Here is an 18,809-nt window from a genome sequence, read left to right on the forward strand (position 1 = left end):
GGCCGCGCGGGACAAATTTCAGGCAGGTCAGAACAGATGAAAACCCTACAAAGAGATAATCACCCAGTGATAAAGCCTGCAAAAAAACCGTTGACGCTATTTTTTCCGAATATCCACCTGGACCCCTTTCAGGCTTCTGGCCCAGGGCCGGACTTTTTGCAGCGCAGCCGGGAGCTTGCGTATTGAGGCATTGGCCACATCCCGATTCGGGTACTGGCCATAGACCACTACGTGCCACGGCTGACCTTTGTAGATTGTTGAAAAATAGTAAAAAAGACTGGAATCGGGCTGAGAACTAATAAATTCCAATGCACTCTCTTTTGAGCGCGCCCCCAGCATCTGCAGGGTATAGCTTGATTCGGGCCAGCTCAGCAACAAGCTTTCTGACGTCGATAACCCACCGCCAGTCGCTTTGGGTTCAGATGCAGCAACCGGAGCCTGCTTTTTACTATCAGGCTGAACAACCTGAGCAGTACCTCCCGGCCCCTGCTCGGCCACAGTGGGCGGTGTATTTTTCGCAACAACCTCACGCAGCTCCTGCGCCAGATCGGCTTTATCGGCCTCTTTAGCAACCGGTTCAGAGCGTTCAGAGGGCGCTTCTTGCTGCGGCTGCGGAGCCGGTGCAGCAGCCACCTGCTGCTGTTTAAGCTTATCTTCCTGCTGAGCTAAACGCTCAGCCAGATCGCGTTTAATCTGCTCAGAGGCGGCGGTCTCATCAGACGCCACTTCCGTTTCAGGTGCATCAGGTTTGCTAAGCACGACCTCCGTCGCAGCATTACCATCGGCAGCCGGTACCGCCAGCGGCAGACTCACACGCTCATCACTGGAAACAACTGCAGGCTCAGCGGTTTCTTCCGGCATGAATTGCCAAAGCGACGCGGCGATAATAGCAACCAGTACCAGTCCGATGCCTGCCATATGCAACGGCGGTAACGGAAAGGCTGTGGCTTTTTTACTGGCTTGAGCAGAAGACACCTTTCCTCCTGCCAGCAGCGTCTCAATCCGTCCCGGCATCCCTTCTGCCAGACGGATCAGTTCCCGTTTTTTCTTTTCCGGCAGAGAGGAGAGTGCAGGATGACAGAGCTGCAGATATTCTGAGGTTTCCTCTTCGGACATCGGCTCCATAATGACATGGTGTACCCGCCCCTCGAGCTGACGCACCTGTTCACTTGCCAGGAGCACATCGCTGAATGCCGGCTCGGACATTAAGATCAGTTGCGCATCCGCCTGATGCAGATTGAAGAGCAGTGCCAACGCTTCCCGACTCAGGTTTTCTGCATCGTCCACAATTATCAGGCACTTCTGACCTGCCGCCTGCATCGCCTTAAGCTGCAGGTGAAAAACCTTTAGCTGATCCGCGAACCCGGCGCCACCCTGTTCATGCGAAGGCAACTGCTCTATCAGTAGCTGAAGCAAAGATTGCTGATCCAGTTCCCCCCGGGGTTTGATAAAACAACAGCAAAGCGTGCTGTCATCAGGCTCGGGTAACAACTGGGTCAACAGTGTGGTTTTTCCTGCCCCGCGATCTCCCGAGATCAGCAGCAGAAAATCAGAGAAACGCAGCAGGTGCTGGAGCTTTTCCAGCAACTGCAAACGGCTTGGAGGTTCAAAATAGAGCTTCTGTTTCATCAGCAGGCATCTGAGAAATCATTGTTGTGGATTAACAACATACACCTAAAGCTCTGCCTGCGGAAAGGGTTTCATCCAGAAGTGCCGCAGGGAAATCAGATGTTACCGTCGCTTTACCGATCTGCTGTAGCAACACCAGACGGATGCTTCCATCCAGAACCTTTTTATCAACCAGCATATGCGCTTTGAACTGTTCCGCGCTCATATCTTCAGGTGGATAAACCGGCAGGTTGGCCGCCTGCAGGATCGTTTTAACCCGCGTCACATCAGCCGCAGAGATCCAACCCAGACGACATGAGAGGTCCGCTGCCATCAGCGTACCCGCGGCTACCGCTTCGCCGTGCAACCATTTCCCATATCCCTGTTCTGCTTCAATCGCATGGCCAAAGGTATGCCCCAGATTCAGCCAGGCACGAATCCCGGCCTCTTTCTCATCCTGAGCCACTACCTCCGCCTTGATTTCACAAGAGCGGAAAATCGCCTGTTCCAGCAGATCAGGCTGCAATCCCATCAGACCATCGATATGGTCCTCAAGATAACAGAGGAAAGCCTCATCATAGATAAGGCCATATTTGATCACCTCGGCCATGCCGGCTGAAAGCTCTTTCTCAGGCAGGCTGTTGAGCACATCTGTATCGATGACTACGCATTGCGGCTGATGGAAGGCCCCGATCATATTTTTGCCTTTCGGATGATTCACGCCAGTCTTGCCGCCAACCGAAGAATCTACCTGTGACAGCAGCGTGGTAGGAACCTGAATGAAGTCCACCCCGCGCTGGTAGCACGCCGCCGCAAATCCGGTCATATCCCCGACCACCCCACCACCGAGAGCGATCAGCGTTGTCGTGCGGTTATGCTTTTTCTCCAGCAGCGCATCGAAGATGGCATTGATCTGATCGAGATTTTTATACTGTTCGCCATCAGGCAGAACCAGACTATCGACCTGAAACTGCCCCTGAAGGCTTTTCTCCAGACGCCCCAGATAATGCGGTGCTATGGTTTCATTAGTTACAATCAGAACCTGGCGACCACGAATAAAAGGCACCATCAGCCCTTTATCCAGAAGCCCCTGGCCAATATAGATAGGGTAGCTTCGCTCGCCCAGATCAACGTTCAGTTTACGCATAGAGGTTAAGTTTTATTCCTGATCCAGCGGGGAGGTCGATTTCAGTTGCCGGATAATTTCGTTGGCAACCGTCTTCGGGTGTCGCTTATCGGTTTTCACAATAATATCTGCTGATTCAAGATAGAGCGGGTGACGCTGCTCCATCAGATTCTCCAATACTGCGCGGGGGTTTTCTGTTTGCAGCAGAGGCCGGTTTTTATCCCGGGCAGTCCTGTCCAGTTGCTGTTCAACCGAGGTTTGCAGGTAAACCACCGTGCCATTCGCCTGAAGCTGCGCACGGTTATTACCGCGCAGGACTGCACCACCACCGGTTGAGAGCACAATGGAGCGCCGCGCTGAGAGCTCACGGATCACGTTTTCTTCGCGATCCCGAAAACCCTCTTCACCCTCAACATCAAATATCCAGGGGATATCCGCACCTGCTCGCGCCTCTATCTCCCGGTCTGAGTCAACAAATTCAAGTTTTAGTTCTTGAGATAACAAACGGCCTATGGTGCTTTTACCAGCTCCCATAGGCCCAATGAGAAAAATATTCAATTCAAACAACCAGCCTTCTACTACTGCCCTGACAGTGAATTACGTACCAGTTTTGGTGTAATAAAGATCAGCAGCTCGGTTTTCTCGGTCTGATTTTCTTTGTTACGGAACAACGGACCAACCACCGGAAGGTCACCCAGCAGTGGCACCTTGTTGGTTGTCTCACTGTTTTCATTTTTAAATACCCCGCCCAGCACAATCGTTTGCCCGTCAGGCACAACGACCGAAGTCATCAGCTCATTATTATCAATACTGATTTCACCGTTAGGCAGTACCTGACCGATAGAATCCTGCTTGATCACCAGATCCATCGCAATTCGGTCACCCGGATTGATCCGCGGCGTTACATCCAGGCTCAGCACGACATCTTTAAATTCAATGCTGACCTCACCATCTTCAACCGTCTGATAAGGAATTTCCGAACCGGATTCAATTTTGGCCTGTTTACCATTGGTGGTCATCACCTTAGGCTGAGAGACTACTTCGGCCTTACCATCGGTTTCCAGAGCCGAGAGCTCCAGAGCCAGCAGACTGCTTGCCCCGGGTTTAAAACCAATCGCAATACTGCCTGCATTCGCAGCCGTGGCACCCAGATCCACCTGCAAACCGGCATTCGTAGGCGGGGAAGCAAAATCGATACTGCCGATTTCGTTGTTAACGATCCAGCCCTGACCGTTGTCCACGTCGTTATAGCCAAAGCCCCACTTCACCCCCAGATCCTTGGTGACGTTAGTTGTGGCATTAACCAGACGCGCCTCGACCAGCACCTGCTCTACTTCAACATCGAAACGATCCAGAGTTGAGCGAATCTCCCTGATTGCCTGATCGGTCTCCCGCACCATCAACACATTGGTTTCATCATCCGCCATCACAAAACCACGCTCGGACACCAGCTTGGCATTCTGAATCGTAGCCATCATCTCTGAGGCTTTACGATAGTCCACCTGAATAAATTCAGTGCGCAGTGGCGCCAACTCTTTGACCTGCTGCGAACTTTCCAGCTCAGCACGTTCCCGCTCTGCGATCTCTGCCGCCGGTGCTATGAGTAACACGTTACCCACCGTGCGCTGATCAAGGCCGCGGGTTTTCAGAATAATATCCAGCGCCTGATCCCAGGGTACGTTTTTCAGGCGTAGCGTGATGTTACCGCCCACTGTATCACTGACTACCAGATTCAGCTCTGCTACTTCCGCAATAATCTGCAGGACTGAACGCACTTCAACATTCTGGAAGTTCAGATCAATCGGCTCACCGCTGAATGGAAACAGCTCTTTATTGCGTTCCGCTTTTTCCGCCTGAGAAACAGGCTTAAAGTCCAGTACTAACTGATTATCCGTCTGATAGGCCAGATACTCATAGGGCTCGGCGCTCGGTTTAATCAGCACACTGGTATTAGCCCCATTAGCCATGGAGTCGATAAACATAACCGGGGTCACAAAATCCTGCACATCCACCCGCTGCTCAAGGGCTCGCGAAAGCTCTGCCCCGACCAGGTTGACAATAACGTTGTTGCCCTCTTCCTGAATATCCACTCCCGCCTTATCGTCAGACAGGCTAATGGTAACCCGGCCAATACCACCTTCAACACGCTCAAAGTCCATCCCTTCTACTTTGGTGCGATCCGAAGAGACCCGAGTGCCTTTGTCGGCAGATGCAGTCACCATGTTGGCGATCGACGATGGCGGCTTGATCACCTCACCCTTAGACTGCAAAACCACAAACAGACTATTTCCCTCAGTGAAGGTTTTATAACCCGCCGGCTCAAACAGGCTGGTAACTACACGAAGGCGGCCATCGGTCTGAGCAAAACTGACCGCATCCACCTGCCCCGTTTTCACATCCAGTGAACGACTTCCCAGGTCGTTTTCAACCCCCCAGAGGTCCATCACCAGCCGTGATGGCTGATTGATCATATAAGCCTGGGGAGAGGGAGGAGCAGAATCAAAGTCAAACCTGAGTTCGATTTTACCGCCCGGAAGAGCGACAAAGTTTGCTTTCTTCAATAGGATCTCAGCTGCCGCCCACTCCGACATAAACAAACTGAACAGCGCAACCATAACAAGACGCATAGGTTTCATCAGATTTGCACTCCAATCAGTAATCATGGGGACCCGAATTTTCACAATAATATCCCTTATTCCTGCTCTCTCAAGGCAAGGCTACGAGGCCGCTTCATCCAACCTCCTCGCCCGTTTGCAACAATTTCCACCAGCTCAATCTGCCTCTCATCCAGAGAAACAATCTCACCGAAATCCAGACCCATATGGTTACCCAGAGTAACCCGATGAATCTCAGCATTCGCATCCTGAATCAACGCCCACAACTGCTCACCTTCCCGTTGTGTAATAGTGCCAACCATCGTCAGCTTATCCAGCGCGAAAGACTCGAGGTACTCTTTCTCCCTGGACTCATCAGGTACAATCTCACTGACCGCTCCACCCGGTTCTTCTGCATCCGCCTGCACCGGCACCAGCGGCAGGAAAGGCTCCCGCATCGAAGCCCCTTCGTAGACAAAGCTGTGATAGGGCTTGAACTCCGGTAAAGGCTCTATTCTTCCGGGCGGTCGATTCTGTGCTTCTTTAACAAACACCTGAAGATCATCGGTGGACTCAACCCAGTCAACACAGCCCCCCAATATCGATGTCAACAGGGCTACCAGTAGCATTTTTGTATATCTGGTCATCTGCTTCGACCTACTTAGTATCATCATAGCGGTATGTTTTGGCACTGATCGTCATCGCAACGGTTTCACCCTGAGGCTTAATTGCATAATCATGCAGGGTTACAATCCTCGGCAGAGCAGCGATACCGCTGACAAACTGCCCCATCTGATGATAAGAACCTGATACATTAATATTGATAGGCAGTTCTACATAGAACTCACTTTTCTTCTCAGGCTGTAACCGTATCGAGCCGATATCCAGTCCACTGTCAGTGCCCAGATTCGTGATGTCGTCCAGTAGCCCGGGCACCTCTTTCTGAGTAGGCAGTTGTTTCAGCAGCTCAGCAAATTTACCTTCAACATCCTGCATCTGTTTACGCAACGCCTCCAGGTTCGCAACCTGGAAGGCCTTATCTTTATAAATCGAGCGCAGATCCGGCTCCTTGCGAATCTCCGCCTGCAGCGCCGTCTGTTTATCCGTAATATAGAAATGCCAGCCCGCCGCTACAATTGCAGCCAGCAGCAGCAGATAACTGATTACTTTAACCCCGACCGGCCAGTTACCAGCGGTGTTGAAATCCAGATTATTCGGATCAAACCCTTTAAAGGCATTTTTTAACGCATCCATTACTTAGCTGCCTCCGCCTTGGGCTTAGTTACCGGCACGGTCAGATTAAACGAGTTTGCATCTGCGCCCGCTTTGCCTACACCACTCAGATTGGGTTCACCAAACCAGATCGACTGATCGAGATTACGCATCAACGAAGAAACGTCCAGATTTTCCTCAGCCAGACCGGTAATCGCTACCGTATCTCCCCGGCGAGTCAGCGAACGATAATAAACGGCATCCGGTAACACCCTGACCAGCTCATCAAAGTTACGTACAATTAACGGCCGGGTACCCTGCAGTTCCTGAATCGCGTTCAATCGATCCAGCAACCGGGCCCGCTGCTCTTTCAGTTTACGAATTTCCGCGATCTGCTTGTCCAGCTTGGAGGTTTCAGCCCGGAGGAAATTATTCCGGTCCATCTGACGCTGTTTCATGAAGTCGAAATAGTACCCGATACCAAACACAATCAATGCTGCGATAATCGCCGACACTAACAGGTTAGTAAGAAAATCCTTCTGCCGTTTTTGCGCCAGTTCTTCGCGCCAGGGCCTTAAGTTAATCGTCGCCATATCTGTTAATTCCCTTAGCCTTCCAGACCACGCATAGCCAAACCACAGGCTTTAACCAGAGAGGGGGCATCCCGCTCCAGCCTGGGTCGGTTTATTCTTGGATTGACGCTCATCTGCTGAAACGGATTAGCCAGATCGGTATTAATACCCAACTCTTCAGAAAGCTGATCGGCCAGACCTTCCATCGCTGCACATCCCCCCGACAGATAAAGCGCAGAAAGCTCATTGTGGGCTCCGGAGGAATAGTAAAATTGAAGAGAGCGGGACACCTGCTGCGCCACGGTGCTACGGAAAGGCAACACGACCATCTCTTTGATCTCATCGGAAAGGTCATCCAGACGCAGCGCCTGTTCAACCTCTTCCACGCTCATTCCGTACTGTTGATGTATGGTATTCGTGAGGTCGTTACCACCAAACGCCTGCTCTCGACTGTAGATCAGCTCTGCATTTTTAAATACATTCAGCGTGAGGGTTGCAGCGCCTATATCAACCACGCCGACAGTGGTATCCGGCGCAGCTTCATGCAGCAACGGGAAGGTTCGCTCAACCGCATAGGTGTCGACATCGATCACCGTGCAATCCAGCCCGCCACCGCTAATCGCATCCTCCCGGGGTTCCACATCTGACTTTCGGCAGGCAACCAGCAGGACATCATTCAGGTTATCACCGTGATCTGCGGGACCTATGATCTCAAAATCGATGGACACTTCATCGAGGGGGTAGGGTATAAACTGATCGGCCTCCACTTTAATCTGATCTTCCAGTTCAAATTCAGTGAAAACGTTGCTCATCGGAATGCGTTTGGTGATGACCGCAGAGGCGGGAACCGCTGCCACCGCGGTTGACATCTTGCCGCCGGCAACTTTCACTGCCTTTTCAATCGTTGCGGCCACTTCAGCCACATCCTGAATATTCCCATCAATCACGGCAGAAGGCGGTAACGAGACTACAGCGTAGGCATCCAGCTCATATTTGCGTCCACTTTTCGCCAAAGCCACCAGCTTGACGGATGAAGAACCAATATCGAGCCCTACCAGACTACCTGACTTTTTCCCCAGTAAGCCAAACACTCATTCATTCCCTAATTGTATGCTGCGTTATTTTTGTGAGGGTATTAAAACCCGGTCTAACTTTATTCCCGGCCAAGATTTTAATTCATCTCAGCTATAGCATGGGCATATAGTGTCTATATAATAGACCTTTATCAATTAAACTTAATATCAGACTAGCATGCCAGCTACATTTTCGCTCTTCAAACTTTTGTTTAAACTATTTCTCGGGTGCTCTTTGCTGGGTGTACTTGCCCTCGCCGGTGCATATTACCACTTCTCACCCAAGCTACCTGATGTTGAGCAGCTCCGGGACGTCCGTTTCCAGACGCCCCTGAGGATTTACTCTCAGGACCAGAAACTGATTGCCGAGTTTGGCGAAAAGCGCCGCACTCCCATCAGTTTCGAACAAATTCCCAGGCCATTTATTCAGGCCCTGACAGCCGCCGAAGACAGTCGCTTCTTTGAACATTTCGGCATCGACATTAAAGGCCTGTTCCGGGCAGCTTTCCAACTGGCGACAACCGGTCAGATCCAGAGCGGCGGCTCCACCATTACCATGCAGGTGGCAAAAAACTTCTTCCTCACCCGCGAACGCACATTCAGCCGTAAGTTCATGGAGATCCTCCTCGCTCTGCGTATAGAACAGGAGCTGAGCAAAGAGGAGATCTTTGAGCTATATATCAACAAGATCTACCTTGGCCATCGTTCATACGGCATTCAGGCGGCTGCCAATGTATATTACGGCCGGGATATCCAGGACTTGAGCCTGGCGCAGTACGCGATGATTGCAGGACTCCCCAAAGCACCTTCCGCCTTTAACCCGATCACCAACCCGGAGCGGGCGATTGAACGCCGCAACTGGATTCTGGGCCGCATGCACTCGCTGAGTTTTATTGATGATCAGCAACTGGAAGAAGCATCTGCTGCAGAAGTCACAGCAAAATACCACAGCAGCGACATTGAGCTGCGTGCCTTTTATGTAGCGGAAATGGTTCGCCAGTCACTCTATGAAAAATATGGCGAAGATCTTTATACCGATGGCTACAAAGTTTTCACCACCATCGACAGCCGACTACAGACCACGGCTAACACCGCTGTCTCTGACGGATTGATCGCCTACTCAGAACGCCATGGCTACCGAGGCCCTGAAGCCCATATTGATCTCCAGCAAACCAGCCTTGCCGAAGCGGAGAAAACCCTCAACAAGACCATCAGTTACGGCATATTACATCCCGCTCTGGTGCTGGATCTTAATGATAAAAGCGCCGAACTTTTACTGAAAAACGGCGAAAAGAGCACACTGGAATGGGAAGGACTTTCCTGGGCAAAACCTTATAAAACAGTTAACCGGACCGGAAAAGCACCGAAGAAAGCCAGCGATATTCTAAAAACAGGTGACCTGATCCGGGTGCGCGAAAAAGAGGGTAAACTATTCCTCAGCCAGATCCCTAAGGTTCAGGGCTCACTGGTGGCCCTCAACCCAACCGATGGCGCTATCGTTTCTCTGGTGGGAGGATTCAACTTCACCCACAACAAATTTAATCGCAGCACCCAGGCGGTACGCCAGCCGGGCTCCAACTTTAAACCGTTCATCTATGCCGCTGCGCTGAATCAGGGCTATTCCCCTGCCACGCTGATTAATGATGCGCCGATCGTTTTTGATGACAAAGGCCTTGAAGGTAACTGGCGGCCACAAAACTCGAGCCGCAAGTTTTACGGCCCGACCCGCCTGCGCGAAGGGCTCTATAAATCCAGAAATCTGGTCACCATTCGCCTGTTGCGCTCAATCGGCATTGATACCGCACAGAGCTTTCTCGAACTGGCCGGATTTGACCGCAGCAAACTCCCCAACAACCTGACCCTGTCGCTGGGCAGTGCGGATGTTACCCCGCTACAGTTAGTATCCGGCTATGCGGCATTTGCCAACGGTGGATTCAGGATTGAGCCCTATTTCATTCAGAGAATAGAAAGCCCGATGGGAGAAACCCTCTTTGAAGCCTCCCCAAGGGTCGTTTGCCAGACCTGCACACCCGAAACAACTGAGGGCGCAACTCAGGCACCGCGCATTTACGATGAGAAAGTGGCGTTTCTCACCTACAGCCTGATGCAGGACACCATTCGTAAAGGCACCGGACGTAAAGCTCTGGTCCTGAAGCGCAACGACCTCGCAGGTAAAACCGGAACGACTAACGATCAGAAAGACGCCTGGTTCTCAGGCTTCAACCGTGACTACGTGGTAACAACCTGGGTAGGCTTTGATAACCCAACCACGCTGGGCCGTCGCGAATATGGCGGCACTGCGGCACTGCCGATCTGGATCGACTATATGCGCGAAGCCCTGAAAGACAAGCCGGAGAATGCACCCGCACCACCCGAAGGGATCGTCAGTGTCAAAATCGATCCAAAATCCGGCAAACTGGCCTACCCGGGCCAAAGCGACGCCATATTCGAGTTTTTCCGTCAGGAGAACGTACCTACCGGCTACTCTACTCCGGCCAGCATTCGCAGCGGCAGCACCACAGAAGAGCTGTTCTAGCCTGCAGGACAATCCACGAACATAACGCGCCCGGACCCTCGGGCGCTGCCAACTCCGCAGGCTCTCCCACCCATCATTAACATCACGCCGCCAGCGTTCACACCGGACAAGAGCCCAGACACAAAAAAACCGCCAGATGGCGGTTTTTTCTTTACAATTCAGAGCAGCACTTAAGACAGCGGATAGTTATCCGGCAGTGGCAGACGCGCAACGCCTGAATCGATCGCCGCCTGAGCAACTGCAGTAGATACAGCACCCAGCAGACGGGAATCAGTGGCTTTAGGAATAATGTACTCACGCCCAAACTCCAGTGAGTCCAGACCGTAAGCATCCAGCACTTCCTGAGTAACCGGCTCTTTAGCCAGCTCAGCCAGTGCACGCACTGCAGCAGCTTTCATCTCTTCGTTGATCGCAGTTGCACGCACATCCAGCGCACCACGGAAAATGAACGGGAAGCCCAGAACATTGTTCACCTGGTTCGGGAAGTCAGAACGACCTGTCGCCATGATCACATCGTCACGGGTCGCATGAGCCAGCTCAGGACGAATCTCAGGATCAGGATTTGCACAAGCGAATACAACAGGGCTTGGTGCCATTTTAGCCAACTGCTCAGCAGACAGCAGGTTAGGACCAGACAGACCTACAAATACGTCAGCGCCTTCGATCGCATCATCCAGCGTACGCTTGTCCGTTTCAGTCGCAAACGCCGCTTTTTCAGGCGTCAGGTTTTCACGACCGGAATGAATAACACCGGTACGGTCGATCATGTAGATATTCTCGACCTTGGCACCCATGTTCACCAGCAGCTTCATGCAGGCATGTGCAGCAGCACCTGCACCCAGACAGACGATAGAAGCTTCATCCAGTTTCTTACCGGCAATTTCCAGCGCATTGATCATACCTGCAGCGGTTACGATAGCCGTACCGTGCTGGTCATCATGGAATACAGGAATATTGCAACGCTCGATCAGAACGCGTTCGATTTCAAAACACTCAGGTGCTTTGATATCTTCCAGATTGATACCACCAAAAGTATCCGCGATACGGGCAACGGTATCGATGAACGCCTGAGGGCTCTCAGCGTCCACTTCAATATCGATAGAATCCAGACCGGCAAAGCGCTTGAACAGCAGAGCTTTACCTTCCATAACAGGCTTGGATGCCAGTGGCCCCAGATCACCCAGACCCAGAATTGCAGAACCATTGGAGATCACGGCAACCAGGTTACCTTTGGCCGTGTAACGGTATGCGTTCTCAGGGTCCTTAGCAATTTCACGAACCGGCTCTGCTACACCCGGGCTGTAAGCCAGAGACAGGTCGCGCTGAGACTCAGCCGCTGTAGAAAGTTCCACGCTGATTTTACCTGGACGTGGAAACTCGTGGTAATCAAGAGCGGCTTGTTTCATATCATCAGACATAGCTGCTGTTCCAATCTAGTTAAAAAGTCGAACAAAGAACTATATAGAAAAGGGTTATTCCGAACAACTATCAGAACCCGTCAACAGGCTTTTTTTCTGACCGATAACGCTAAAGAACTAAAAAAACCTGCAAAGAAGTCGTATAAACGAAAGATTTAGGGAAAAAGCTGCAAATGCGAGGAATGATTCAGATTGATAAACCAGGGCATGAAATGCTTGGGAGCACGCGGCTGACGGGGCCTTAGCCACCCACGAACCCGGATCCTGCGGCCCGTCAGATACTTCGGGTCTAACATCACCGCCTGTTCCGAGGATAACCTGATCGCGAGGCGATGGTCCAGCTCAACGATCCATCCGGAACGAATCTCCCGGACCCGGCTGACCCGTCCCTGCACCAGCTTAAACCCGGCAGATATCCCCTCCAGCGCGGCAGCCTCATGCCAGATAGTATCTCGCCATAATCCCACACGCTTCCCGACCGCAACCGACTCAGCCTGCTGCAGACATGCACTGTATTTCAGGTTCGGTGGAATCGCGATATAAAAAGCCAGCCCTTCACGCAGCAACTGCTCCGCCACCGACTGCCCTTCAACCCACAGATGCCCCAACCAGCGCCCATAATGATCACGAGGCTGCGTCTCCAGGCTCATCTTCACATCTGCGCTCTGCAACAGCTCCCGGAGCCGCTTAGTGGCCAGCTCCGCGCCGAACTCTGCCGGACGATCCTCACTTCCGGCTTCCGGAGCATTCAGGCCAATCAAGCGGACTTTACGACCATCCTGCAGATGAACCGTATCCCCATCCACCACGCTTTCTATTTGTACCGGCAGCAGCGCCTGATCAGGCAGGCAGCGCGCCTCTGCCGGCAAACTCAGAGCAACAAAAAAGGCGCCCCATAACGGTAGCGCCTTTTTCAGAATTCGCATCAGCGACTTCACTTATTTTTTCAGGCCGCGAGACCCAAAACGCTTGTTGAAGCGATCGATACGACCACCAGAAGTCGCTTCTTTCTGCTTACCAGTGTAGAACGGGTGGCAAGCGGAGCAAACGTCCAAGTGAATGTCTTTACCAAGAGTAGACTTGGTTTTAACTACGTTTCCGCAAGAACAGGTAGCGGAGATTTCAGAGTATTCCGGGTGGATACCAGCTTTCATGACAAACCTCATGTTTTCTTCATGCCGCCACCTGATCTTCTGCCAGGCACCGCATTGATTTAAACTACCGGCTTTAACACCGGCACGTTAAGTAGGCGGCGGATTATACGCATGCATAGAATGCTTAGCAACACAAAATCGCTTAAATAGTGAGCAACTCAATAGAAAACCATGACCATTCTACGTCTTGCAATTCCCAGCCCGCTACGCCGCCTGTTTGACTACCTGCCACCGGCTGGTTGCAACCCGACTCAACTCCAACCGGGGGTCAGGGTTCTGGCCCCGTTCGGCAAGCGGGAAGTGATCGGCATTCTGATGGAAATCACAGATCAGAGCGAGTTTGAACTCAGTCGTCTGAAGCCGGCACGCAGCATTCTCGATACCGAACCGCCACTCCCCCGGCATCTGTTAAAACTCGCTCGCTGGGCGGCCAGCTACTACCAGCACCCGGAGGGGGATGCCCTGCAACAGGCGCTGCCGGTATTGCTGCGTAAAGGACAACCCTGTGAATACCAGCACGAAACCCTGTGGCGCGCAGCCGAAGGAGCCAGCATTGCTCAACTGAAAGCCAATGCTCATCGCCAGATAGCGCTCTTGCAGTTACTGCTGGAACATCCTCAGGGAATCAGCACCGACGCCCTTCGTGCGGAGGGCGGACAGGTCAGCAACCTTAGTACGCTACAGGAAAAAGGGCTGGCAGAATCATTCCAGCGCTGCCATAAAACCCCGACCTCACAAATATTGCATGAAGCCCCGCTGCCACTGAACCCTGAACAGGCGAGTTGCCTGCAACAGATCAATGCAGAACAGGCATTTTCTATCAATCTGCTGGAAGGCATCACCGGCTCAGGTAAAACTGAGGTTTACCTGCAGGCCATCGAGCAACGATTGAATGCAGGCCTGCAGGCACTGGTACTGGTACCGGAGATCGGCCTGACCCCGCAAACCGTCAACCGCTTCAAGCAACGCTTCAGCGTCCCCATTGTCGCCCTGCACTCCAACATGACTGATCGCCAGCGCCTTGACGCCTGGTTGCAGGCTCGCGAAGGGATCGCCCGGATTGTCATCGGTACCCGCTCAGCAATTTTCACTCCGCTTCAGAAGCCCGGCATTATTATTATCGATGAGGAGCACGACCCCTCCTTTAAACAGCAGGACGGCTTTCGCTATTCCGCCCGCGATCTTGCGGCCATGCGCGCCCGGGATGAGCAGATACCGCTGGTTCTCGGCAGCGCCACCCCATCGCTGGAGACGCTGCACAACGCAATTGAAGGGCGCTACCACTGGCTTCGCATAACCCAGCGTGCCGGCAACTCGGCACCACCCCGGTTTGAGTTACTGGATATTCGCCAGATCCCGCTCCAGGAGGGACTGTCACCGGCGTTGGTCAGCGCCATCCGGCAACACCTTGAAAGCGGCACGCAGGTACTGGTTTTTCTCAACCGGCGCGGTTTCTCCCCCACGCTGAGCTGCCATGACTGCGGCTGGATAGCCGATTGCACCCGCTGCGATGCGCACATGACGCTGCATCAGAACCCGCCACACCTGCACTGCCACCACTGCGACAAACAGAGCGGCATCCCCCTGCACTGTCAGGAGTGCGGCAGCGACCAGTTACAGCCCGTCGGCGTCGGCACGGAACGTAGCGAACAGGCCCTGCAGCAGTTGTTCCCGGATTTTCCGGTCATCCGGGTCGACCGCGACAGCACTCAGCGCAAACATGCCATGCAGGAGATCATGCATCAGGTAAACTCCGGCGACCCCTGCATACTGGTCGGCACTCAGATGCTGGCCAAAGGTCATCACTTCCCCAAAGTGACTCTGGTCGCCATTCTGAACGCTGACAGCGGACTGTTCAGCGCCGACTTCCGTGGTATGGAACGCACCGCGCAACTGATTCTGCAGGTTGCCGGGCGAGCCGGACGAGCAGACCATCCCGGAACCGTAATGATGCAGACCTACCATGCCGATCACCCGATCCTGCAAACACTGGTCGAACAGGGCTACAGCGCTTTTGCGCTGGTCGAGCTGAACAACCGCAAAGCAGCTCAGTTGCCACCCTACAGCCATTACGCCCTGCTGCGCGCCGAAACCAGCCAGAAAGGCCGGGCCGAAGCATTTTTAGGAGCAATACGGCAACAACTCGAAGATGATCTGCTGTTGCCACCGGGCGCCCACTGGATCGGCCCTTTTCCCTCCCCCATGGAAAAACGTGCCGGCATGCACCGCGCCCAACTGATGATTTACGGCCAGAACCGCAAAGCGCTGCATCAACTGCTGGCCAGCCTCTGCTGGTATCTGGAACAGAATCCGGAATCACGCAAAGTGCGCTGGTCGATCGATGTGGATCCGGCGGATACTTTTTAGCCGATTCTTAACCAGAGCCCTTAACAAAGAACCCCTTTACGGGGATAATACGCGGTTCTTCAAGGCCCCGGTTACTGAGGCAAAAAATCAGACACGCGGGCCCGCCGACTGAATCCAAACGGTATAAGTACGCTAATGAAACAGATTATTGCAGAGCTGATCGATTCCGCCCTGAAAAACCTGATTGACGACGGCACCCTGCCCGCAGATGTGCAGCCTAAAATCATGGTTGAAAACACCCGTGACAAAAGCCACGGTGACTACGCATCCAATATTGCTATGACACTGGCTAAAGCGGCCAGAAGCAATCCCCGCCAACTGGCGGAGAAGATTGTTGCGGCCCTGCCTGAGTCTGAAAACCTCACGCGTAGCGAAATCGCAGGCCCCGGTTTCATCAACTTCTTTATCAGCGGCGCATCCACCAGCAGTCTGGTAAAAACCATTCTGGAACAGAAACAGAATTACGGCCGCAATGACGACGGCGCTGGTCGCAAGGTGCAGGTTGAGTTTGTCTCTGCCAACCCGACCGGCCCTCTGCATATCGGCCATGGCCGCGGTGCAGCCGTAGGTGACTGCCTCTGTCGCCTGATGGAAGCTACCGGCTGGGACGTGACCCGTGAGTTCTACTACAACGATGCCGGCCAGCAGATTAACAATCTGGCCCTCTCGGTACAGGCCCGCTGCAAAGGCCTGACCCCGGAAGACCCAAGCTGGCCTGCCGACGGCTACCGTGGCGACTACATCGTTGAGCTGGCCGAGAGCTACATGCGTGGCGAAACCGTCAGCTCAGCCGACCAGAGCTTTACCGGCACCAAAGATGCCGATGATCTGGAGGCGATCCGCCACTTTGCCGTGGCCTACCTGCGCCACGAACAGGATCTCGACCTGAAAGCGTTTGCCGTAGATTTTGACGTTTACTTCCTCGAATCCTCACTCTATGAAGATGGAAAAGTAGAAGCGGCTGTTGAAAAACTGATCGCGAACGATTTCACCTACGAAGAGGACGGCGCACTCTGGCTGCGCACCACTGAATTCGGCGATGACAAAGACCGGGTCATGCGTAAGAAAGACGGTGGCTACACCTATTTCGTACCGGACGTTGCCTACCATCTGGACAAATGGCAGCGCGGCTTCGACACCGTAATCAACGAACAGGGTGCCGACCACCACAGCACCATTACCCGCGTACGCGCCGGCTTACAGGCGCTGAAAGCCGATATTCCACAGGGCTGGCCGGACTATGTTCTGCACCAGATGGTGACCGTAATGAAAGGCGGAGAAGAGGTTAAAATCTCGAAACGTGCCGGCAGCTACGTCACCCTGCGCGATCTGATTGAAGAGGTAGGCCGGGACGCCACCCGCTACTTCCTCGCAGCGCGCAAATCAGACAGCCACCTGACCTTCGATATTGATCTGGCCCGTTCAGAATCTGCCGACAACCCGGTTTACTATATTCAGTACGCTCATGCCCGGGTCTGCTCTATCTTCCGCAAGCTGGCTGAAAACAGCCTGAGCTGGGATGAAGAGAGCGGCATCGCTGCACTGGATCGTCTGGAGCTGGAATCCGAGAAGAATCTGGTCATTACGCTGGGCCGCTACCCAGAGGTGGTGCGCAACGCAGCCAATGCGCGCGAACCACACCAGATCGCCAACTACCTGCGTGACCTCGCTGCGGAATTCCACACCTACTACAACTCCGAAAAAACCCTGGTTGATGACAGCGCCCTGCGGGATGCACGTCTGACACTGGCCGTGGCGGTACGTCACGTTCTGGCCAACGGTCTGGAACTGCTGGGTGTCACCGCACCGGAGCTGATGTAAGCCGATGGCTTCGCGCAAGGACTACGCAAAAAACAAACGCGGTAAGGCGGCGGCCAGTCGCTCCCGCCCCGCCCCCAAGCGGGCACCGGCAAAACCGGCACGGCGCTTTCCCAGCGCCCTGCTGGCGGTGACACTGCTGCTTTTTTCCGGGCTGGGCTACGGTCTCTACCAACTGACCAAGGTCGCTCCGGAAAAAGCCACCACGCCACTGGCCAACAGCAATCCGGAACGTCCGAAACCTGCGCCCAGGCCGACGCCTGAACCCGCTCCGGCTCAGCCTCAGACCACTGAAAGCAAACGCTTTGAGTTCTATGAGATGCTGGAAAAGAGCGAGGTCAAAACCCCTCAGGTAGAGGCCTACAAATCGACACCCAAAACCGTCCAGTCGCAGACGAAATACCTGCTGCAGGCCGGCTCATTCCGCAGCAAGTCCGATGCAGAGCGGATGCGTGCGCAACTGATACTGATGGGCCTGCCCAATGTCCACACCAACAGCAGCACCAGCAGTGATGGTTCGATCTGGTATCGGGTCAGGACCGGGCCTTTTGAGAATCGCTCACGCCTGTCAAAAGCCTATGACAAACTGGTACAAAAGAATATTCAGCCTCTGCGCATCAAGCAGTAACGTCTGATCATGAAAGCCGGCAACAACCTTGTCGGCTTTTTATTTCCTCTCTTGAAATTCACCCAAATGCCACCATCTTCCTGTTAACTGAATTGAGCAGTGCCATGCGTCATCCTCCAGTTACCGGCACTGAATTGTTAACTCCCATCAGGAGCAGATAAATGACAACGATTGTCTCTGTCCGCCGTGGCGACCAGGTGGTTGTCGGTGGCGACGGCCAGGTTTCCCTCGGCAACACCGTAATGAAAGGCAGCGCCAAAAAAGTGAACATGCTGCCAAAACATCAGGTGATCACCGGTTTTGCCGGTTCCACCGCCGATGCCATCACCCTGCGCGATCTGTTTGAAGCCCAACTGGAAAAGCATCAGGGCAATATCGTTAATGCGGTTATCCATCTGGCCCGCGAATGGCGAAGTGACCGTGTACTGCGCCGCCTCGAAGCACTGATGCTGGTTGCCAACCGGGAGAAAACCTACCTGATCTCCGGCAGCGGCGATGTCATTGAACCGGAAGACGGCGTCATCGCCATTGGCTCAGGCGGCAACTTTGCCCTCGCCGCAGCCCGTGCACTGACCGAAAACACCGAACTGAACGCCCGTGATATCGTGGAAAAAAGCCTGCATATTGCGGCCGGCATCTGCGTTTTCACCAATGACAACCTGACCATCGAAACCCTCGATTCAGCCACCTGATACCGCCAAGG

Annotated in this window: 16 protein-coding genes; 5 read left to right on the forward strand and 11 right to left on the reverse strand. The window is 53.5% G+C overall.

Going from position 1 to position 18,809, the window contains the following annotated elements; translation table 11 throughout:
• Positions 1-96 precede the first annotated feature (96 nt).
• Genes QUD59_RS06120 through pilM form a run of 8 tightly spaced genes read right to left on the reverse strand, consistent with a single transcriptional unit; the run spans position 97 to position 8,203 of the window.
• Positions 97-1,629: an SPOR domain-containing protein gene (locus tag QUD59_RS06120; RefSeq protein ID WP_286240243.1), complete on the reverse strand. Its 1,533-nt coding sequence runs from the start codon at positions 1,627-1,629 to the stop codon at positions 97-99.
• 31 nt (positions 1,630-1,660) lie between these two features.
• Positions 1,661-2,755, reverse strand: coding sequence for a 3-dehydroquinate synthase (gene aroB / locus QUD59_RS06125; protein WP_286240244.1), 1,095 nt, complete (start codon positions 2,753-2,755; stop codon positions 1,661-1,663).
• A gap of 12 nt (positions 2,756-2,767) precedes the next feature.
• Positions 2,768-3,268, reverse strand: a complete 501-nt coding sequence (aroK, locus tag QUD59_RS06130; protein WP_286241002.1) for a shikimate kinase AroK — start codon at positions 3,266-3,268, stop codon at positions 2,768-2,770.
• A gap of 44 nt (positions 3,269-3,312) precedes the next feature.
• Complete coding sequence (locus QUD59_RS06135) at positions 3,313-5,370, reverse strand: type IV pilus secretin PilQ (RefSeq protein ID WP_286240245.1); 2,058 nt, start codon at positions 5,368-5,370, stop codon at positions 3,313-3,315.
• Between the two features lie 56 nt (positions 5,371-5,426).
• Positions 5,427-5,975, reverse strand: coding sequence for a pilus assembly protein PilP (locus QUD59_RS06140; RefSeq protein WP_286240246.1), 549 nt, complete (start codon positions 5,973-5,975; stop codon positions 5,427-5,429).
• Between the two features lie 10 nt (positions 5,976-5,985).
• On the reverse strand, positions 5,986-6,582 hold the full coding sequence (locus QUD59_RS06145; protein WP_286240247.1) for a type IV pilus inner membrane component PilO: 597 nt from the start codon (positions 6,580-6,582) through the stop codon (positions 5,986-5,988).
• Positions 6,582-7,133 (reverse strand): PilN domain-containing protein, encoded by a 552-nt coding sequence (locus QUD59_RS06150; RefSeq protein ID WP_286240248.1) that lies wholly within the window; start codon positions 7,131-7,133, stop codon positions 6,582-6,584. The genes QUD59_RS06145 and QUD59_RS06150 overlap by 1 nt, the downstream gene beginning before the upstream one ends.
• Positions 7,134-7,147: 14 nt before the next feature.
• Positions 7,148-8,203, reverse strand: coding sequence for a type IV pilus assembly protein PilM (gene pilM / locus QUD59_RS06155; RefSeq protein ID WP_286240249.1), 1,056 nt, complete (start codon positions 8,201-8,203; stop codon positions 7,148-7,150).
• Positions 8,204-8,420: 217 nt separating this feature from the next.
• Between pilM and QUD59_RS06160 the strand changes: the two genes are divergently transcribed.
• Complete coding sequence (locus QUD59_RS06160; protein ID WP_286240250.1) at positions 8,421-10,721, forward strand: penicillin-binding protein 1A; 2,301 nt, start codon at positions 8,421-8,423, stop codon at positions 10,719-10,721.
• A 170-nt stretch (positions 10,722-10,891) separates the two neighbouring features.
• Here QUD59_RS06160 and QUD59_RS06165 read toward each other — a convergent pair whose 3' ends face one another.
• The 3 genes from QUD59_RS06165 to rpmE all read right to left on the reverse strand — a co-directional run bounded on the left by QUD59_RS06165 (position 10,892) and on the right by rpmE (position 13,293).
• A complete protein-coding gene (locus QUD59_RS06165) occupies positions 10,892-12,139 on the reverse strand; it encodes a malic enzyme-like NAD(P)-binding protein (protein ID WP_286240251.1) in 1,248 nt (415 codons plus the stop codon).
• A gap of 155 nt (positions 12,140-12,294) precedes the next feature.
• Entirely contained in the window at positions 12,295-13,065 is a 771-nt protein-coding gene (locus QUD59_RS06170) for a thermonuclease family protein (protein ID WP_286240252.1), read from the reverse strand.
• A 12-nt stretch (positions 13,066-13,077) separates the two neighbouring features.
• On the reverse strand, positions 13,078-13,293 hold the full coding sequence (gene rpmE / locus QUD59_RS06175; RefSeq protein ID WP_286240253.1) for a 50S ribosomal protein L31: 216 nt from the start codon (positions 13,291-13,293) through the stop codon (positions 13,078-13,080).
• Between the two features lie 171 nt (positions 13,294-13,464).
• Here rpmE and QUD59_RS06180 point away from each other — a divergent pair, with 171 nt between their 5' ends.
• From QUD59_RS06180 to hslV, 4 genes are all read left to right on the forward strand, one after another.
• Positions 13,465-15,660 carry a primosomal protein N' gene (locus QUD59_RS06180; protein ID WP_286240254.1) on the forward strand — a complete coding sequence of 732 codons (2,196 nt, stop codon included), beginning with the start codon at positions 13,465-13,467 and terminating at the stop codon, positions 15,658-15,660.
• A gap of 135 nt (positions 15,661-15,795) precedes the next feature.
• A complete protein-coding gene (gene argS, locus QUD59_RS06185; protein ID WP_286240255.1) occupies positions 15,796-17,481 on the forward strand; it encodes an arginine--tRNA ligase in 1,686 nt (561 codons plus the stop codon).
• 4 nt (positions 17,482-17,485) lie between these two features.
• Entirely contained in the window at positions 17,486-18,106 is a 621-nt protein-coding gene (locus tag QUD59_RS06190) for an SPOR domain-containing protein (protein WP_286240256.1), read from the forward strand.
• A 161-nt stretch (positions 18,107-18,267) separates the two neighbouring features.
• Positions 18,268-18,798 carry an ATP-dependent protease subunit HslV gene (hslV, locus tag QUD59_RS06195; RefSeq protein WP_286240257.1) on the forward strand — a complete coding sequence of 177 codons (531 nt, stop codon included), beginning with the start codon at positions 18,268-18,270 and terminating at the stop codon, positions 18,796-18,798.
• Positions 18,799-18,809 lie beyond the last annotated feature (11 nt).

The sequence above is a fragment of the Neptuniibacter halophilus genome, assembly GCF_030295765.1.
GTDB classification, from domain to species: Bacteria; Pseudomonadota; Gammaproteobacteria; order Pseudomonadales; family Balneatricaceae; genus Neptuniibacter; species Neptuniibacter halophilus.